This window comes from Paraburkholderia megapolitana (genome assembly GCF_007556815.1).
GTDB lineage: Bacteria > Pseudomonadota > Gammaproteobacteria > Burkholderiales > Burkholderiaceae > Paraburkholderia > Paraburkholderia megapolitana.
Genome location: NZ_CP041745.1, coordinates 497,043 through 515,441, shown reverse-complemented (window position 1 = coordinate 515,441; position 18,399 = coordinate 497,043). Strand labels below are relative to the sequence as shown.

12 protein-coding genes and 1 pseudogene are annotated in these 18,399 nt (G+C 60.9%); 9 read left to right on the top strand and 4 right to left on the bottom strand.

Translation table 11 applies throughout. The features are described from left to right. Positions 1–48: 48 nt before the first annotated feature. From FNZ07_RS15720 to FNZ07_RS15690, 7 genes are all read left to right on the top strand, one after another. Positions 49–939 carry a LysR family transcriptional regulator gene (locus FNZ07_RS15720; protein WP_091009764.1) on the top strand — a complete coding sequence of 297 codons (891 nt, stop codon included), beginning with the start codon at positions 49–51 and terminating at the stop codon, positions 937–939. Between the two features lie 113 nt (positions 940–1,052). Then, positions 1,053–2,828, top strand: a complete 1,776-nt coding sequence (locus FNZ07_RS15715) for a phospholipase D-like domain-containing protein (RefSeq protein ID WP_091009761.1) — start codon at positions 1,053–1,055, stop codon at positions 2,826–2,828. Between the two features lie 164 nt (positions 2,829–2,992). Continuing rightward, positions 2,993–5,347, top strand: coding sequence for a TonB-dependent receptor (locus FNZ07_RS15710; protein ID WP_091009759.1), 2,355 nt, complete (start codon positions 2,993–2,995; stop codon positions 5,345–5,347). A 23-nt stretch (positions 5,348–5,370) separates the two neighbouring features. Continuing rightward, positions 5,371–6,039, top strand: a complete 669-nt coding sequence (locus FNZ07_RS15705) for a MotA/TolQ/ExbB proton channel family protein (RefSeq protein ID WP_091009756.1) — start codon at positions 5,371–5,373, stop codon at positions 6,037–6,039. Continuing rightward, on the top strand, positions 6,036–6,434 hold the full coding sequence (locus tag FNZ07_RS15700; protein WP_091009754.1) for an ExbD/TolR family protein: 399 nt from the start codon (positions 6,036–6,038) through the stop codon (positions 6,432–6,434). The genes FNZ07_RS15705 and FNZ07_RS15700 overlap by 4 nt, the downstream gene beginning before the upstream one ends. A gap of 4 nt (positions 6,435–6,438) precedes the next feature. Further along, positions 6,439–7,137 carry an energy transducer TonB gene (locus tag FNZ07_RS34290; RefSeq protein ID WP_281250529.1) on the top strand — a complete coding sequence of 233 codons (699 nt, stop codon included), beginning with the start codon at positions 6,439–6,441 and terminating at the stop codon, positions 7,135–7,137. A gap of 576 nt (positions 7,138–7,713) precedes the next feature. Then, on the top strand, positions 7,714–8,838 hold the full coding sequence (locus FNZ07_RS15690; RefSeq protein ID WP_091009751.1) for an SET domain-containing protein: 1,125 nt from the start codon (positions 7,714–7,716) through the stop codon (positions 8,836–8,838). Positions 8,839–8,869: 31 nt separating this feature from the next. On the opposite strand, the gene FNZ07_RS15685 is transcribed toward FNZ07_RS15690, so the two are convergent. Then, positions 8,870–10,543: a flavin-containing monooxygenase gene (locus FNZ07_RS15685; RefSeq protein WP_091009748.1), complete on the bottom strand. Its 1,674-nt coding sequence runs from the start codon at positions 10,541–10,543 to the stop codon at positions 8,870–8,872. A gap of 50 nt (positions 10,544–10,593) precedes the next feature. Then, a complete protein-coding gene (locus tag FNZ07_RS15680; protein WP_091009745.1) occupies positions 10,594–11,856 on the bottom strand; it encodes an MFS transporter in 1,263 nt (420 codons plus the stop codon). 143 nt (positions 11,857–11,999) lie between these two features. Here FNZ07_RS15680 and FNZ07_RS15675 point away from each other — a divergent pair, with 143 nt between their 5' ends. Continuing rightward, a complete protein-coding gene (locus tag FNZ07_RS15675; protein ID WP_091009744.1) occupies positions 12,000–12,914 on the top strand; it encodes a LysR family transcriptional regulator in 915 nt (304 codons plus the stop codon). Positions 12,915–12,928: 14 nt separating this feature from the next. On the opposite strand, the gene FNZ07_RS15670 is transcribed toward FNZ07_RS15675, so the two are convergent. Both FNZ07_RS15670 and uvrA read right to left on the bottom strand, forming a co-directional pair. Next, on the bottom strand, positions 12,929–14,014 hold the full coding sequence (locus tag FNZ07_RS15670; protein WP_091009741.1) for an AI-2E family transporter: 1,086 nt from the start codon (positions 14,012–14,014) through the stop codon (positions 12,929–12,931). A 38-nt stretch (positions 14,015–14,052) separates the two neighbouring features. Continuing rightward, positions 14,053–16,928 (bottom strand): annotated as a pseudogene (gene uvrA, locus FNZ07_RS15665) (excinuclease ABC subunit UvrA). Between the two features lie 262 nt (positions 16,929–17,190). Here uvrA and FNZ07_RS15660 point away from each other — a divergent pair. Then, positions 17,191–18,378 (top strand): MFS transporter, encoded by a 1,188-nt coding sequence (locus FNZ07_RS15660; RefSeq protein WP_407670637.1) that lies wholly within the window; start codon positions 17,191–17,193, stop codon positions 18,376–18,378. Positions 18,379–18,399: the final 21 nt, after the last annotated feature.

The following is an 18,399-nucleotide window of genomic DNA, read 5'->3' as shown; positions in this document are numbered from 1 at the left end:
ATCGGAAAAGCGGGAAAATAGGATACCTTCCATCGGATATTCCGAATCATGAGCCAGCGTGGATTCGATCTGAACCAGTTGCGGACCTTTGTCGCCGTGGCCGAGGCGGGCAGCGTGTCGGCGGGCGCCGAGCGGGTTTTTCTGTCGCAGTCGTCGGTAAGCGAGCAGCTCAAGAAGCTCGAGGAGCGCGCGGCCCAGCCGCTCTTCGTGCGCAGCAAGCAGGGCGTGACCGCTACTCCGGCGGGCGCGAAGCTGCTCGATCACGCGCGCCGCATTCTGGCGATGAGCGAGGCGGCGCTCGAAGACCTGCAAGGCCGCTCGCTCGACGGCGAACTGCGCATCGCGATCACCGACTACTACCGTCCGCACGACATCGCCCGCGTGCTAAAGGCTTTCTCCGAACAGCATCCGCGTCTGCGGCTGCACGTGACGGTGATGCCGAGCGCGACCATCGACAGCAGCGCCGAAGACAACACGACCTACGATATCGGCCTATCGCTGCGGCTCCTTACGCCCGGCCGCGGACATGCGTCGGGCGGCAGTGCACACGCGCGTAGCACGGTGGTCCGCCGCGAGAAGTTGTTGTGGGTCAGTGCGGCAGATACCGATCCGCGTGCGGTACGGCCCTACCCGCTGGTCTTGCTGCCCTCGAGCTGCCAGTTGCAACGTTTCGTCGTGAAGCTGCTCGATGAACGTAAGGTGCCGTATCTGATTTCGCATTCGGCATCGGGGGTGGCCGGATTGCTGCTCGCGCTGAAAGCGGGACTGGGCATTTCCTGTCTGAACGAATCGTCGCTTGGCGCGGGTGTCGTGGCGTGTGCCGCGGGTAGCGGGTTGCCGGCGTTGCCGTCGGTGGAGTTTCATCTGCTACCTGGGCGGCCTGGCGAAAGCGCACTGGTCACCAATGCACGCGATGCGTTGACGCGGCTTTTTAGTTGAGATCATCGGACGGGGGTCTTTCACGATTAGCCATTCGGACGACCCCTCGCCGTCATCTTTTCAACAAGCAGCGCGGGCATACTTCACCCGATCGATAACGGCGGAGGTGAAGGATGAAGGTCAGCGTTCGGAGCTATGTTTCCCCGACACTCGTACTGCTTGCGTTCGACTGGCCCGAAGGCCATACGCGCAGCGACTTCCTCGGCTTTGCGATCCGGCGCACACCGGGATTCCTGAGCGTTAGCGGACATACGCGCGAAGCCAGCAGCTGGCTGCCGAACCGAGTGACCTTCGCGGGCCCCGCCGCCGACCCGCAACACGATGCGCCGACCACCGAAGCGCCGATCCAGAAATTCATGTGGTGGGATGCGCGTATCGATCCTCCAGACCGGCAAAAGACCTTCACCTACGATGTCTATCCGGTGGTGGGCACGCCGGCCGCACCGCAGCGGCTCGAGGGCGATGTCGGCCATTGTTCGGTGACGCTGCCCGCGCATATCGAGGACGGCATCGGTACGTGGTTCAATCGCGCCGTGGTGAGTTCGCAGGCATTCGCGCACCAGGTGGCGGCGATGCGGATTGGTAAGGGCGACGTGCCGTCGGCAGAACAGGCGCTACGTCTGCGCACCTGGCTTGCCAACGATCTGGAGCAGGTGTTCGAAACCGTCTTCGCCGGCGCAGCGCGGGCGGCATCGGCGGTGTATCACCTGACCGACACGCTATGGGCGCTTCCCGCATTCGAGGTGTTCGGCAACGCGCACGGCAAGGACGCGCTCGCGGTGGTGTACGACGCACATCGGGTCGAGATGAAGGGCAAGCCATCGGAGCCGTCGCCGAACCAGCCCGCTATCGATGCGCTGCGCGACATCGCGCGTTGTCTGCCGCGCGACAAGACGCACATCATGCACGACAAGTTCATCGTCGCCGGCGATGCGCACGCGGGCACGGCGCCCTCGCGCGTGCTGACCGGCTCCGCCAACTTCACCACCGAAGGCATCACCGAACAGGCGAACGTGCTGCATCTGTTCGAATCACCGCAGCTGGCGCAGTTCTATAGCGATCGCGCCGCAGCGCTGTCGAGCAACCCGACGATCGCAGCCACCGCACAACTCACGCCGGGATGGTCGGACAGTGTGACCGTGGGAAGCGCAAAGGTGCGCGTCTGCTATTCGCCCGAACCGAAAGACCGGCGCACGCAGATCGACACGATCGTGGCCGCGATCGGCCGCGCGAAACACTCGGTCATGTTCTGCCTGTTCATGCCGACAGACGCGCCGTTGCGCGATGCCTGCTTCAGTGCCGGCGCCCGCGACCTGATGATGTTCGGGCTCGTCAATCACATCAGCGCGACATCCGCCGTTGCGGCCGAGGCTGCGCAGCGCGAGGGCAAGATCGTCGGCACGACGCAACTGGCGAATCTGGAGCTGTATCACCGCAGCCGCGACGAACGCGACGTCATCGACGCAAACTACTTTTCACCTGCTACCGCGCCGGAGGGTTTCACGCCGGAAATGCAGGTGTTCCCCGGTGAGAAGGCACCCCCATACGCACCGGTCATCGTGCACCACAAGTTTCTCGTGATCGACGCGGAAGGCACCGATCCTATCGTGTATTCGGGCTCGGCCAACATGAGCCAGAACTCGGAACACTACAACGACGAAAACCTGCTGGAGATTCGCGACAAGCGGATCGCTGGTATCTATCTCGCGGAATTTCTACGTTTGTATGAGCACTACCGGGCACGTGCAATCGCCATCGAAGAACAACGCCAACACGGCACGCGCGAACGGCTGATCCTGCAGCCGGACAACCGCTGGTCGGCGAAATATTTTGTCGACGGCAGCCCGGAAGCCAAGGCGCGTGTAGCACTCGCGAACGAGGCTGGATAGCGGAAATAGCCGCCATCATTTCGATTGCAACGCGCAATTGTTATGTTATAACATCTTGTAAAAATTTCGTTCGACCTCGTTTCATGACATCGCGATGAGCCGCCCGGGCATCGCGCTGCCGTCGCACGCCCGCATTTTCTTTCCACCCGCTCCGAACCAGAAAAATGAACCATCGCACGTTGATTGCGCGCGCCAGCATGCTGCTGTTCGCTCAGGCATTTTCCGCTCATGTTTTTGCCGCCGGCACCCCCGCCGAACTCGCTGGGACCGTCACAGATGCGCAAGGACACGGCGTCGCCAATGCACAGGTATCGATTCAGGATGCCAGCGGGAATACAGTCGGCCATACGCAAACCGGCAGCGACGGTCGCTTCGGTCTACCTGGCGTCGGAGCCGGTACTTACTCGGCAACTATCGATGCAAAGGGCTTCGGCAGTACTACCAGCATCGCGACAGTCGAAGCCGGGCAGGCGCCTCATCCGCTGAACGTGGTGCTGAAACAGGACGCCACGCTCGACGTCACCGTCAACGCGCAGCGTCTCGATCGTGCGCGCAACGGCTTGTTGCCGGAAGTCGGTGCCAGCGTGTACCGGATCACGCAGGCCGACATCGCGACGCTGCCGCAGGGCGCTAACACGCCGCTCAACCAGGTGCTGCTGCAGGCACCCGGCGTGGCCAACGATTCCTACGGCCAGCTTCATGTACGCGGCGACCACGCAGACCTGCAATACCGGATCAATGGCATTGTCGTGCCGGAGCCCATCAGCGGTTTCGGCCAGTCGTTCGATACGCGCATCGTCGACCAGGTGAGCCTGATTACCGGTGCACTGCCGGCACAGTACGGCTATCGCATCGCCGGCGTCGTCGACATTCGCACGAAATCCGGCGACACCGGCAACGGCGGATCGATCGATGTCTACGGCGGCAGTCGCCAGACGTTGAAGACCAGCGCCGACGTCTTCGGTTCGCAGGGACCGTTCAGCTACTACTTCACGGGCTCGCTCGGCGTGAACAACCTCGGTATCGAATCGCCAACCGCCGATGGCAGTCCGCCGCACGATCACACGCGGCAAGGCAACGGGTTCGGCTACATGTCGTACCTGATCAATCCGCTCACACGCGTAAGCCTGATGTTCGGCACCGCGAGCAACCAGTTCCAGATTCCGAATACGCCAAACCTGCCGACTCAATTCACACTGGACGGCCGCACGTCGTTCAATTCAGCCGATCTCAACGAGACCCAGTCGGAGCTGAACAACTTCGCCGTGCTGGCATTGCAAGGCACGAACGGCGGTGCGCTCGACTATCAGGTCGCGCTCTTCACACGGTACACGCGGACCCAGTTCAATCCCGATCCGATCGGCGATCTGATGTTCAATGGCGTCGCGTCGAAGGACTTCCACAGCAATCGCGCGAACGGCGTGCAGGCGGATACGACCTGGCGTCTGAACGATACGCACACGGTGCGCGCGGGGCTCATGTTCCAGCAGGAACACGCCGTGTTCGACGACAGCGTCTCTGTCTTCGCTACGAATGCCGACGGCGGTCAGTTATCCGACGTGCCGTTCACGATCAACGATTCGAGCCACAAGACCGGCTACCTGTATAGCGCCTACGTGCAGGACGAGTGGAAGTTGACGAGCCAGCTCACGTTGAACTACGGGCTGCGCTACGACCGTATGGACGAATACGTGCAGGCGAGCCAGTTGAGCCCACGAATCGGGCTTGTGTACCAGCCGACCAATGCGACCACGATCCATGCGGGCTACTCGCGCTATTTCACGCCGCCCGCGTTCGAACTCGTGTCGAATTCGACGGTGAGCCTGTTCAACGGTACGACGAACCAGAGCCCGACGTCGCAGAACAACCCGGTCAAGCCCGAACGCAGTCACTATTTCGACATCGGCGTCACGCAGCGGCTCACGCCTGCCTTGACTGTCGGGCTCGACGCGTACTACAAGAAGGCGTCCGATCTGCTCGACGAAGGGCAATTCGGATCGGCGCTGATCTACACGCCGTTCAACTATCAGTACGGTCACGTGTACGGGCTCGAATTCACCACGAGCTACCGGCAGGACAACGTCTCCGCCTATTTGAACATTGCGTATAGCCGAGCGCAGGGCAAGAACATCGAGTCGGCGCAGTTCAATTTCGGGCAGGACGAACTCAACTTCATCGCGAGTAACTCCGTCTTTCTCGATCACGATCAGCGCGTGACGGCGTCGTTCGGTGGCTCGTACACGCTTGGCCAGACTACGCTGACCGCTGACGGCATTGTTGGCAGCGGACTGCGCAGCGGCTTTGCGAATACCGACAAGCTTCCCTGGTATGCGCAGATCAATCTCGGCGTGATCCAGCACCTCAATGAACCGTACATCGGCAAAGTCGATGCCCGTCTCGTGCTTGTGAACGCATTCGGGCGCGTGTACCAGTTGCGCGACGGCTCCGGCATCGGCGTCGGCGCACCGCAGTACGGTCCGCAGCGCGCGATCTATGCGGGCATCACGAAACACTTCTGACGCATCGCGCGCAAGGACTAAAGATGAATGACTGGACAAGTCTCGCCGATGCGTTGCGCCTCGGCGGCTGGGTGATCTATCCGTTGACGCTGCTCGCCGTGCTCGCGCTCGCGATTGTGCTCGACCGCGCATACGCGCTGTGGCGTTTCGCGCGCATGTCTGAATCGAACCTGGCGGGAGACGTGGAGAACCATGCGGGCTACGCGCGCCTCGCCAGCATCCACGAGGCACTGCCGCAGCGACACGCACTACGTCGCATCGGCCGGCTGTTCGATGGCCGTGCGCCGCTCTGGCAAATCGAAGCGCGGCTTCAGACCGCTGCCACCGCAATAGAACGCGACATGAGCCGCGGCCTCTGGTTGCTCGAAACGATCGTCACGGCTGCGCCGCTGCTGGGGCTGCTCGGGACGATCGTCGGCATGATGCATTCGTTCCGGTTGATCGGTGGCGACGGTCTGGTCAATCCCGCCGGCGTTTCGGGCGGCGTCGCACAGGCGCTGATCGCGACCGCGATCGGCCTCGTCATCGCACTGCTCGCATTGTTCGCGTTCAACTATCTGTCGCGCCGTATCGACCGGCTGATGGATGAGCTCGAATCGTTCTCGAACGAGTGCCTCGGCGAAATGCGTCTCGTGGAGGAGCGCAACGCCGATGTCCATCTGGCGGGACAACCGGGCTCGGCGCGGTCATGAAGCTGCGTCGCACGCGCGCATCAAAGCGCGGTCGCATCGAGATCATTCCGATGATCGACGTGATGTTCTTCCTGCTTGCGACGTTCATCCTGACATCGCTGGCGATGCAACGGCTCGACGCCGTGCGCGTCGATCTGCCGCAAGGCCGGGCGCAACAGATGTCCGCGGACGGACCGCTGACACTCGCCGTCACGCGCACCAACCAGATCTACATCAACCGTCAACCGGTGCGGCTCGATCAGGTGACGCAGGCGGTCGCGAAGCTGCTGCAGCGCGACGGCAACGTTATCGTCGCCGCCGACGACGCGGCGTCGCACGGCATCGTCGTGCAGGCGATGCTGGCCGCGCGTCAGGCAGGTGCCGAGCATTTCCTCGTCGCCGTGCATCGTGAATAGCGGTATGCGGTACATGCTCGCGGTGATGGACCGATCGGGCGCACGTTTTGCCGGTGCGTTCGTTGTTGCGGCAATCGTGTGGACGTTGCTGCTGATGCGGATCGGTGGATGGCTCGGCGACGACGCGAAATCCGTCACGCCGCCGCCCGCGCTGCAGATGCAACTGGTCGAACTACCGCCGGCTCCATCGCCATCGCCTGCGCCGTCTCCCGTTGAATCGCCGCCCCATACGACCGCGCCCCACCCATCGCAGCCTGCAGTACGCGAGCTTGCGGTGGCACATCGTTCGCGGACGGAGGCGCCTGCGGAGCCTGCCCCATCGCCAGCGCCGGCGGCCGCAGCCACTGAGGCACCCACAGCACATGCACCCAGCGCCGCTCCAACCCAGCCCATCGCCGCTGCCGCTGCCGCCACCGATACTCCGAAACCAACCGGTTTCGCCGAAGCACGCCTGCTATCGCAACCGTTGCCCGAACTACCCGACGATCTGCGCGAAGTCGCCTATCAGACAGTAGCAATTGCGCGCTTCGCGGTTCACGTCGATGGAACCTGCGATGTGGAGTTGATCAAGCCGACACAGAATCCACGCCTCAATCAGATTCTGCTCGAAGCACTACACAACTGGCGCTTCTTCCCTGCGCTAGACAACGGACATCCGGTCGAAAGTCGTCGCGACGTGCGGGTGCATTTCAACGTGCAGTGATCGTGCGGGTACGGGCTTTGATAAACCCGCGTAGCGATCTTCCAGAATTCCAGAGACCGGCCGTTCGCTCAAAGGAGTGCCCGACGACCAGACCCTGCACTCGCAGGAACACATGCACCTGGTCGCAGTTCGCCGAGGGCGCACAGGTTCCCGATGCCCGTGACGCCGAAAGGTGAGAATGTCCGATCTGGCATCGTGGGCGTTTTCTGCATGTCAGGCACGTGAAAGATTCGCACCATTGCTAGATGCCCGGACGCTGGCGTATGCGATCGCCCTGCTGACGCGGGCTCATCTACGGTCACCAATGTTAAGGATAGCCGGCAGGCGAGCTAGAACCCGCAGCCGACATGGCGAATCGAAACACAATCGGAAATTCTTTGCCGGTTTGCGAAGCTCACCTGGTGGCTCGCCAATCTGCGCGTTACTCTCTCGATGGAATCGCTAGATCCACGTCACATCTCCTGGCTGAGCTTCGCCGCTCAAGCGCGACAATCTGGAGATAAAACCGATCGGTAGCGATTTTCCGGGTAACGTTGCGTCAATGCTCGACCCGGAATATCGCTGAGGAGAATGCCCATGTCGACACCCACCTCATCTCCGATAACGAACGCTCGCGCCCTCGACCCAGACCTCACCGGGCTGGCGGAAACCGTCGCGCGATATCGCTCCGCCGATGATCAGATACATGCGCTAGAGGCGCAGGTACTACGGCAATTTGCGGCAATCCATGAGACGCGCGACGTAACGGCGAAAAAGGACGCATTCTGGTCGATGACCCGCGAGATGCTTCAGCAAAGTCAGCGGCTCATCTCTCAGGAGAGTTGGGCGGTACTCAATACGCTCGGCGGAAGCGATCTCTTCTGGAACCCGAGTTGGCCGTGGGTTGAGAAGGCGAGCAGCGAGATCGGACCGCCGTCGTTTGCCAGCCCCGAAGATTGCGATCCCACAGTGCGTGCGAGGCACGAACTGCGCCTGTTTAACCTGGTACTGGCCACGGTGGACCACGTCTTGTGGAGCATCGCGCCCAACGAGTTCACCGACCCAAGGCGCAGTTACGACGTTGAGCTGGACGGAGCCTATCCGTTCCGCTGGCTCGATGGCGAGCAGGCCGCTGTGACGATCGATGCGGATCCCGCTAACGATCTCAGTCAGGCTCAATCCGATCGGATCAAGCCCTACGTCGATCCGGCGTCGTCCAACGCGGATCGCGCGAGTTTGTATGCCGGGAATCTCTATTGCCGGCCAATCATCGAAAGCGATTTGCTTCAGCCGCAGGAACGCGCACTGATGGGTCAATGGGGCGTGTTTGCCAGACACCACATTGCCGAAGGCACTTGCATAGGCGTCTATGGCGGTACGTTGCTGGACAGCGAGAGCCTGATCATGTTGTCGGACAAACGCTATCTCGCGAAGGTGACCGCTCCCGGTGGACCCGACTATTTCGTGAATGGGGAAAATATCCTGAGCCTCATGAACACGATGCTGCTGTTCGACGACACAGGACGAGCTGTCGCCCAGGATACCCGGCCTCATAACGTGCATGCGCAGTCGTTCAGGTGCCAGACAGCGAACGGGATACCGCTTTCGCTCGTCGCTTTCTTCGCAGCGAATGAGATCGAAGCGGATGAGGAGCTCCGATGGAACTACGGGTACGACGACGTCGCGCTGATCAGACACGGGCTACGTGACGTCGCTGCCTGACGACGTCGTTTGCGAAGTGCGTAATCCGACGTCAAACCGCGACCAGCTTTTCGATCCCGACTTTGGGTGCCTCTACCTCACCAAACACGAACCCCTCATAATCGCGCGCCAGAACGCCATCGCAGAAAGCCATATACGAGTCGAATCCCTCGAGATCCAGCAACACCACGCGCGGCTTACCTGGCACGTTGGCACCGACGTACCATGAATTGCCGCGATGGATCAGCGACCCTTCCGCGATGGCAAGAATCCGTGTGGTCCATGCAGCCTGGGCCGCGTGGGTCGGCTCGACGACCGGTCTGCGAGCACGCCGCGCGCGTTCGACGAGCTTCGCGACCAGGTCGACCTGGTGCTCGTCGCACGGAATCGCACTACTCAGCGATGCGGTACTGCCCGGGCCCGCGATATTGAACAGATTCGGAAAATCGGCGCTCATCAGACCCAGATACGTCTGCGGTCCTTCGTGCCATGCGGTTCGCAAAGACTGACCGTGCCGGCCGCGAACATCGATGTTCAGCAAGGCCCCGGTCACCGCATCGAATCCCGTTGCAAACACGATCATGTCGAGTTCGATTTCGACACCGCCTACGACGATGCCGCGTTCCGTCATCGCTTCGATCGGCCCTTCCCGAAGATCGACGAGCGAGACGTTGTCGCGATTGAAGGTTTCGAAGTAACCGCTATCTGCACACAGGCGCTTGGCGAGGATCGGATGATCGCGCGGAACAAGTTTGTCCGCGATGGCGGGATCGTTGATCTTCTCGCGAATCTTCGCGCGCACGAATTCCGATAACGTGGCGTTAGCTTCATCGTTCGTCAGTAGATCGCTGTAGGACGTGTAGTAACACAGCCCGCCCGCTTCCCAGCGCGCTTCATACTCACGCCGACGCTCGTCGGTCGACACCGACAGCGCCGAGCACTGAAGCGGCTGCCGGGGCTCGCCGCCCACGCAGACGAAACCGCCAAACGAGCGCCACTCCATGTCACGCAATGCCGCGTAGTTCGCTTTCATGTGCTTCTCATACGCAGCATCCATCGGGCGATTGCGAAGCGGAATGCTGTAGTTCGGCGTGCGCTGGAAAACCGTCAGGTGGCTGGCCGATTGAGCGACGACTGGAACCAGCTGGATCGCCGACGAGCCGGTACCAATCACGCCAACCCGTTTGCCGGCAAACTCGATCGCCTCATGTGGCCAGCGCGACGTGAAGTGGCTCTCGCCCGCGAAGCGCCCGTATCCGGGGATGTCGGGTACCTTCGGCGCAGACAGGCAACCGGTCGCCATGACGCAGAAGCATGCCTGGAATGTTTCTCCCGTCTGTGTCTCGACCGTCCATTCAGCACGTGCTTCGTCAAAAACGACTGAATCGATACGCGTATCGAGCTGGATGTGTTCATGGAGCGCGAAGCGTTGCGCGACATGATCGAGGTAGCGCAGCAGTTCAGGTTGCGAAGCGTAGCGTTCCGACCATTGCCATTCCTGCTGAAGTTCGTCTGAGAACGAGTACGAGTACTCGAAGCTCTCGATGTCCACACGAGCGCCGGGATAGCGGTTCCAATACCAGGTTCCACCGATACCGCCGGCCGCATCGAACAGGCGCGCGGTCAATCCAGCTTTCATGGCGCGATATAGCATGTACAGACCGGCGACACCCGCTCCAACGATGACCATGTCGTAGCGTTGTTCTTCCTTAGCGATAGTCAGCATGTTGATCCTTCAATGTTGAGAGACGAGCGGCACGTCGCAACCGCCCAAGGTCAGTCGTAGACGCGCGTACCGACACGCACGGTCGGCCTCGACCACTTGCGGCCGTACGCCATCATCATCAAGAAGCTGAGAATGAAGCTGACACCACCCACCGTCAGCAGGCCGAGTTCGCCGAGTACGGGCAACAGGTTGGTCAGGAAGCCCGTCACTACCCATGCAATCGCCATCACCGATCCGGCGACGCCGAGTGCCCAGCCTTGCCGCTCGACGGCGACAGCGTCCGAGTAAGCGGTGTACATCGTCGTGTAGGCGACCATGTCGAAGCAGCCCACCACCATGCCAAGCGCCCACAGCATGCCTTCGTGTGGCAGCAGCGCCGAGAGAATCTGTCCGATGCCGGCAATCAGCAGCCCGGTCTTCGCGATGTCGACGACGCCCCACACCTTCAACATCAGCCGGACGACGACCATCAGCCCGAATACAAAGCAGATACCAATCAGGCCGCTGAACAGACCCAGTTGCGAGCTGGTGTACTGGAACCGGGTCTGCAGCACCAGCATGATGGTCTGCAGATAGAGGCCGTAGCCGACCTGCATCAGGAAGAACACGACGGAGAGAAACGCCACGCGATGGTGTTTGCCCGCTTCGTAGATGATGCGCAGCGGCAGCAACAGATCGATGCGGGCACCGCCTTTGGGTGCGACGGCGTCGCGATAGAACCAGAAGGTCCAGAGGCCGCACACGACCGACAGCGCGGCGACGAGCAGAAACGGCGTACCGTAGTTGAAGAACGGCGCGATCGTCCGATCCGAGGTCACACCACCGAGCACCGGCCCGACGATGACGCCCGCACTGAACGCGATTGACATGATGCTCATGTTGTACGCCTTGGTCTCCGGCGTACTCACATCGGTAATGGCCGCTTGCGCGATGCCCTGGCATCCTGCCATCAAGCCACTCAGACCACGTCCGATGAGAAGGAGCGCAATGCTCGGCATCAACGCGCCCACCGCCATCAACAGATAGCTGAGCGCCAGACCGAAAACGCACAGCAGCAGAATTTTCCGGCGCCCATATCCGTCAGACAGTTCGCCCATCAGCGACGAACCAAAGAACATGCACAGTGGATAGACGCCATATCCGAGTCCGAGGTAGAAATTGCGCAGATGTTGATTGGCGTCTGCGCTGATAATTCCTGAGTGAGGATCGGAGAAAATGGCGGCCATGATCGGATAGACCAGACCAAATCCCATTGCATCGATCGCGATCGCGAGCAGGCATGGGCCTAATGACTTCAAATTTAATTTCGACATGCGGGACCTCTACCGATTGAACTTGGTGCCCACAGTAGCCGACGGTCTCACTTGAGAGTAGATTCGCGCTTTCAATCTCAGCTATCAGAGATACTGATGAATGACAGGTTCGTTACGATGCTCAAAAAACCGCTGGGAAAATCATGGATTTGCTAGCCGCAATGCGTATTTTTGTGCGGGTTGTTGAGCGAGGTAATCTATCGCGAGCCGCGAAAGATCTTGGTCTGGGCCAACCGGCAGTCAGCGACCGGATAGAGCGCCTTGAGCGGCATCTCGGCGTCAAGCTCCTGCTGCGAAGTACACGTGCCCTATCCTGCACGGACGAAGGCTCGCTTTTCTATCAAAAGAGCAAGGTCGTTCTTGACGCGGCCGACGAGGCGCAAGCGGCTGTGACAGTCGGCAATAAGATAGTCAGGGGACGAATACGGATTGCAGCGCCTCATGGGCTCGGGGATGTTGTTTTACCCGACATCATTGCAATCATTCGGGATCAAAACCCTGAACTGCATATCGATTTAATACTGAATGACGAGGTAACCGATCCGGTCACGGAAGGAGTGGATATATCGCTGCGCCTCGGTCAAATGGGAGATGGAAATTTTGTGGCGCGGCGCCTCGGCCATATCCGCCGGGTTCTCGTGGCCTCTCCGGAATATGTTGAGAAGCACGGTCTGCCCAAAGAACCGACCGAGCTGGTTGGACATCCCTTTATTCGCGTTGCTGGACTCTTCGGCGATGGACAACTTCATCTCCTGAATCGACACAAAGCAGTACGACCGACTCCTATCAATATCGTCGCTTCAGTCAGCCATTGGGGCCCGGTGTATCAGCTACTGCTCAACGGTGTCGGGATTGGGGTGCTTCAGGAAATCGTATGTCTCGACGCACTGAAGACCGGGAAGCTAATCAGGTTGTTGCCGAACTATCTTGTCCCCGGATTTGACTTGCATGCGCTACTTCCTGTCGCACGACCCGTTCCCACGAAGACACAACTTGTCGTGAAGATGCTGGAGGAACATTTGCCGCAGACAGTCACCGCCGAGCCGGCGTCAGCATAGGCAAAGCCCAAAACCTACACCAACCGCAAATAAATCAACTCACGCTTGATATACGCATAGAACACCGGCGCAGCGATCACCCCCGGAATCCCAAACCCAGCCTCCATCACCAGCATCGCGACCAGTAACTCCCACGCTCGCGCCTCGATCTGCCCACCCACAATCCGGGCATTCAAAAAATACTCGAGCTTGTGAATCACGATCAAAAAGCCCAATGACGTAATCGCCGCCGGAAAACTCACCGACAACGCCACCGCGACAATCAACGTATTCGAAATCAGATTGCCGATCACCGGCAGCAATCCGACGATAAACGTCACCATCACCAGCGTCTTCGATAGCGGCAGCTGCGCATGCATCAACGGCAGCAGCACGAGCAGGAACAAACCGGTAAACACCGCGTTCAACAGCGAAATCTTGATCTGTGCGAAGACGATGCGGCGAAACGCATCGGCGAACCGGCTCACGCGCGTGACGAAGGCCGTCGACAGAGGCAGCCGCTGCGATTGCTTTTGCGCACCGACCGCGATGATCGCGCCAATGATCATGCCGATCAGCACATGCGTGAAGACCCGCGCGGCACTCTTGCCGCCCTGCTGCAACTGGCTCGCATGCGTCTGCATCAGCATGGTTGCCTTCTGTCTCATCTGGTCGGTGTCGACCGGCAGGTAGGTGGCAACGAATTCCGGCAAGCGGCCGCGCGCCTGGTCGATAAGTTGCATCGCCTGGTCGAGCAGCGCCTGCACGCTGGGCACATCGTTCTCGAAGTGCCCGATGATGCCGAGCGTAAATCCAGTCAGCCCGCCGACAATCACCACCGACAACAGCACCACCGACAGCCAGCGCGCCCGCTTGCTCGACATATGTCGCTCGATACGCGGGGCTATCGTGTGAACGAGTTGATAGACAAGCATGCCCGCGAGAAGCGCACCGAGCAGCTTCAGGTACAGCACGGCCCACATCGCGAACAGCGCGACCACATAGCTGCCGACTTCGACCGCCGACAGCTTCGGCAGGCTCATATCGCTCGTCAGCCTGACCTGGCGTGGGCGCAGGTCCTGCACCTGCCCTTCATCGGGCGCCTCGTTACGCTTGGTCATGGCTCCTTCCAGTCTCCAGCTTCAGGTTTGCGCGAATCTTATTGCTGGGTAGCCGCTGCGCGCTTCAGCAACGGCGCCAGATATCGGCCGGTAAAACTTGCCTTCGACTTCGACACCTGCTCCGGCGTGCCTTGCGCGATGATCTGGCCGCCCCCGCTCCGCCTTCCGGACCGAGATCGATGACCCAGTCGGCGGTTTTGATTACATCAAGATTATGCTCGATGATCACGACCGTGTTGCCCTGATCGCGAAGCCGGTGAATCACTTCCAGCAGCAGCGCGATGTCGTGAAAGTGCAGGCCGGTAGTCGGTTCATCGAGTATATATAGCGTGCGACCGGTATCCCGCTTGCTCAGTTCCAGCGAAAGTTTGACCCGCTGCGCTTCGCCGCCCGATAGCGTCGTGGCCGACTGGCCGAGGCGGATGTAGCCGAGCCCCACGTCGAGCAGCGTTTTCAGCTTGCGCGCGACGACCGGTACCGCACGGAAGAATTCGTACGCGTGTTCGACGGTCATGTCGAGCACTTCGCTGACGTTCTTGCCCTTGTACTGCACTTCGAGCGTTTCGCGGTTGTAGCGCTTGCCGTGGCACACGTCGCACGGCACGTACACGTCCGGCAGAAAGTGCATCTCGACCTTCAGCACGCCATCGCCCTGGCACGCTTCACAGCGGCCGCCCTTCACGTTGAACGAGAAACGGCCCGGGTCGTAGCCGCGCTCCTTTGCGGCCGGTACACCCGCGAACAGTTCGCGGATCGGCGTGAACAAACCGGTGTAGGTAGCCGGATTCGAGCGCGGCGTACGACCGATCGGCGACTGGTCGACGCTGATCACCTTGTCGAAATGCTCGAGTCCTTCGATCGATTCATACGGCGCAGGCTCAGTCGAAGAACCGTACAGGTGATGCGACACCGCGTGATACAGCGTGTCGTTGATCAACGTCGACTTGCCCGAACCGGACACACCTGTCACGCAGGTGAGCAGGCCTACCGGCAGATCGAGCGTGACGTGTTTCAGGTTGTTGCCGTACGCCTCGACGATGCGCAGGTGACGCTCGTCGGGCGTCTTGCGCTCATCGGGGTATTCGATCGTGCGCGCGCCGGACAGGTACTGACCGGTCATCGATGCATGATCGGCTTCTACCTGCTTCGGCGTACCTTCAGAAATGATCATGCCGCCGTGTTCGCCTGCGCCCGGCCCCATGTCGACTACGTAATCGGCCATCCGGATCATGTCTTCGTCGTGCTCGACGACGATCACCGAATTGCCGAGGTCGCGCAGGTGCTTGAGCGTCGAGATCAGGCGGTCGTTGTCGCGCTGATGCAGACCGATCGACGGTTCATCGAGAACGTACATCACGCCGGTCAGGCCGGAGCCGATCTGCGAAGCAAGACGGATGCGCTGCGCCTCGCCGCCGGATAACGTTTCCGCGCTGCGATCGAGCGACAGGTAGTCGAGCCCGACGTTGTTCAGGAACGTGAGCCGCGCGACGATTTCCTTGATGACCTTGTCGGCGATCTCGCGCTTCGAGCCTTCGAGCCGCAGCATCTGGAAGTAGCCGAGCGTATCGCGCAGCGGCATGCCGCTGACTTCGAAGATGCCGCGTGCGTCGCCGCCCCCGCCGATGCGCACGAAGCGCGCCTCGCGGCGCAGCCGCGTGCCTTCGCACGCCGGGCAGGCCTGGTTGTTCTGGTATTTCGCGAGCTCTTCGCGCACCGCGACCGAATCGGTCTCGCGATAACGCCGCTCGAGGTTGGGGATGATCCCTTCGAACACGTGCTCGCGCACCGATGTGCGGCCACGCTCGTTGATGTACGAGAACGGAATGGTCTGCTTGGCCGAGCCGTACAGCAGGATCTTGCGAATCTTTTCCGGCAGGTCTTCGAATGCGGTATCGATGTCGAACTCGTAGAACGCCGCAAGACTTTGCAACATCTGGAAGTAGAACTGGTTGCGCCGGTCCCAGCCTTTCACCGCGCCCGCCGCCAGCGACAGCGACGGGTGCGCCACCACTCGTTTCGGATCGAAGAACGTGATTTGCCCGAGCCCGTCGCACTCGGGGCACGCGCCCATCGGGTTGTTGAACGAGAAGAGCCGCGGCTCCAGTTCCTGCAGCGAATACGAACAGATCGGGCACGCGAACTTCGAGCTGAACAGATGCTCGACATCGCTGTCCATTTCGAGCGCGATGGCGCGGCCGTCGGCAAGGCGCAGCGCGGTTTCGAACGATTCCGCGAGACGCTGCTTCATGTCCGCGCGCACTTTCAGACGATCGACCACGACGTCGATCGTGTGCTTGTCGTTCTTCTTCAGCTTGGGCAGCGTCTCGACTTCGTAAATCTTCGCGACGCCTTCATTGGCCGTGCCGCCGCCCGAACGCACCCGGAAGCGCACGAAACCCTGCGCCTGCATTTCCTCGAACAGCTCGACGTGCTCGCCTTTGCGGTTGGCGACCACCGGCGCGAGGATCATCAGCTTGGTGTCTTCCGGCAGCGCGAGCGCCGCGTCGACCATCTGCGACACGCTTTGCGCTTCGAGCGGAATGTCGTGATCCGGGCAGTAAGGCGTACCGACGCGGGCGTACAGCAGCCGCAGGTAGTCATGGATTTCCGTGACAGTGCCGACCGTGGAGCGTGGGTTGTGCGAGGTCGCCTTCTGCTCGATAGAAATAGCCGGCGACAGCCCTTCGATCAGGTCGACGTCCGGTTTTTCCATCAATTGCAGGAATTGCCGGGCGTACGCGGACAGGCTTTCGACGTAGCGCCGCTGGCCTTCTGCATAGAGCGTGTCGAACGCCAGCGACGATTTTCCCGAGCCGGACAGCCCGGTAATCACGATCAGCTTATGGCGCGGCAGGTCGAGGTTGACGTTCTTCAGGTTGTGGGTACGGGCCCCACGGATACGGATTTGTTCCACGCATTTATTCCTGAACTGGCGGAAAGAGGAGGAAACCAAACCTGCTACTATAACGACTTTTCCAGACCGCCGTTACGGCGTCCTGACGGCGCGTGAAGGCGCGACGCAGGCGGCGCGGCAACGGCCCAGCGTCGCGCGCAGGTTTCGTGATCGGGGCGTTCCACCGGTAGTTGCGGTCATTTCCCGCGACTGCAAGGTAGCGGCGGGTTCGCAGCCGAAGCGTCGCTCCGCACGCTGCCCGATCATCCGAAAATCGTCCCCGATGTCCACCAATCCGACCGCTCTCTCCTCACGCATGAGCGCGCCCGAGTTGCGCGCGACCGTGTCGCTGGCCGCGATCTTCGCGCTGCGCATGCTTGGCTTGTTCATGATCATGCCGGTCTTCTCGATCTACGCGAAGACGATTCCCGGCGGCGACAACGTGCTGCTCGTCGGTATCGCGCTCGGCGCGTACGGCGTCACGCAGTCGATGCTGTACATCTTCTATGGCTGGATTTCCGACAAGGTGGGCCGCAAGCCCGTGATCGCCACGGGCCTGCTGATCTTCGCGCTCGGCAGTTTCGTCGCGGCGGGTGCGCACGACATGACGTGGATCATCGTCGGGCGGGTGATTCAGGGGATGGGCGCGGTTTCTTCAGCGGTGCTGGCGTTCATCGCCGACCTGACCGCCGAGGAACATCGCACGAAGGCGATGGCGATGGTCGGCGGAAGCATCGGCGTGTCGTTCGCGGTAGCGATTGTCGGTGCGCCGATCGTGTTCCACTGGGTCGGCATGAGCGGGCTGTTCACGATTGTCGGTGCGCTGTCGGTCCTCGCGGTCGGCGTCGTGCTGTGGATCGTGCCCGATGCGCCGCGGCCCGTACACGTGCGGGCGCCGTTCGCGGAAGTGTTGCATAACGTCGAACTGCTGCGACTCAATTTCGGCGTGCTGGTATTGCATGCCACCCAGACCGCGTTGTTTCTCGTCGTGCCGCGCATCCTCGAAGCGGGTGGCTTACCCGTTGCGTCACACTGGAAGATTTATCTGCCGGTGATGGGCCTGTCGTTCGTCATGATGGTGCCGGCGATTATCGCCGCAGAAAAGCGCGGAAAAATGAAGGTCGTCCTCGTTTCGGCGATCGCTCTTATCCTGATCGGCCAATTGCTGCTCGGCGCCGCTCCGCATACGATTCTGAGCGTGGCCACTATCCTTTTCGTCTATTTCCTGGGCTTCAATATTCTCGAGGCGTCGCAGCCGTCGCTGGTGTCGAAGCTCGCACCGGGTACGCGCAAGGGCGCGGCCGTGGGCGTGTACAACACGACGCAGTCTATTGGGCTCGCGCTCGGCGGCGTGGTGGGTGGGTGGCTGCTCAAGGCGGACGGGGCGAGTGTGGTGTTTTACGCGTGTTCTGCTCTGGTGTTCTGCTGGCTTATAATCGCCGCAAATATGCAGCCGCCGCGCAAGGCGTAACAGAACTTACCGGGCCGCCGG

What these genes read in the sequence shown, in the direction of transcription:
- FNZ07_RS15720 (WP_091009764.1), top strand. Translation starts at nt 49, where the DNA reads ATGAGCCAGCGTGGATTCGATCTGAACCAGTTGCGGACCTTTGTCGCC.
- FNZ07_RS15715 (WP_091009761.1), top strand. Translation starts at nt 1,053, where the DNA reads ATGAAGGTCAGCGTTCGGAGCTATGTTTCCCCGACACTCGTACTGCTT.
- FNZ07_RS15710 (WP_091009759.1), top strand. Translation starts at nt 2,993, where the DNA reads ATGAACCATCGCACGTTGATTGCGCGCGCCAGCATGCTGCTGTTCGCT.
- FNZ07_RS15705 (WP_091009756.1), top strand. Translation starts at nt 5,371, where the DNA reads ATGAATGACTGGACAAGTCTCGCCGATGCGTTGCGCCTCGGCGGCTGG.
- FNZ07_RS15700 (WP_091009754.1), top strand. Translation starts at nt 6,036, where the DNA reads ATGAAGCTGCGTCGCACGCGCGCATCAAAGCGCGGTCGCATCGAGATC.
- FNZ07_RS34290 (WP_281250529.1), top strand. Translation starts at nt 6,439, where the DNA reads ATGCGGTACATGCTCGCGGTGATGGACCGATCGGGCGCACGTTTTGCC.
- FNZ07_RS15690 (WP_091009751.1), top strand. Translation starts at nt 7,714, where the DNA reads ATGTCGACACCCACCTCATCTCCGATAACGAACGCTCGCGCCCTCGAC.
- FNZ07_RS15685 (WP_091009748.1), bottom strand. Translation starts at nt 10,543, where the DNA reads ATGCTGACTATCGCTAAGGAAGAACAACGCTACGACATGGTCATCGTT.
- FNZ07_RS15680 (WP_091009745.1), bottom strand. Translation starts at nt 11,856, where the DNA reads ATGTCGAAATTAAATTTGAAGTCATTAGGCCCATGCCTGCTCGCGATC.
- FNZ07_RS15675 (WP_091009744.1), top strand. Translation starts at nt 12,000, where the DNA reads ATGGATTTGCTAGCCGCAATGCGTATTTTTGTGCGGGTTGTTGAGCGA.
- FNZ07_RS15670 (WP_091009741.1), bottom strand. Translation starts at nt 14,014, where the DNA reads ATGACCAAGCGTAACGAGGCGCCCGATGAAGGGCAGGTGCAGGACCTG.
- FNZ07_RS15660 (WP_407670637.1), top strand. Translation starts at nt 17,191, where the DNA reads ATGTCCACCAATCCGACCGCTCTCTCCTCACGCATGAGCGCGCCCGAG.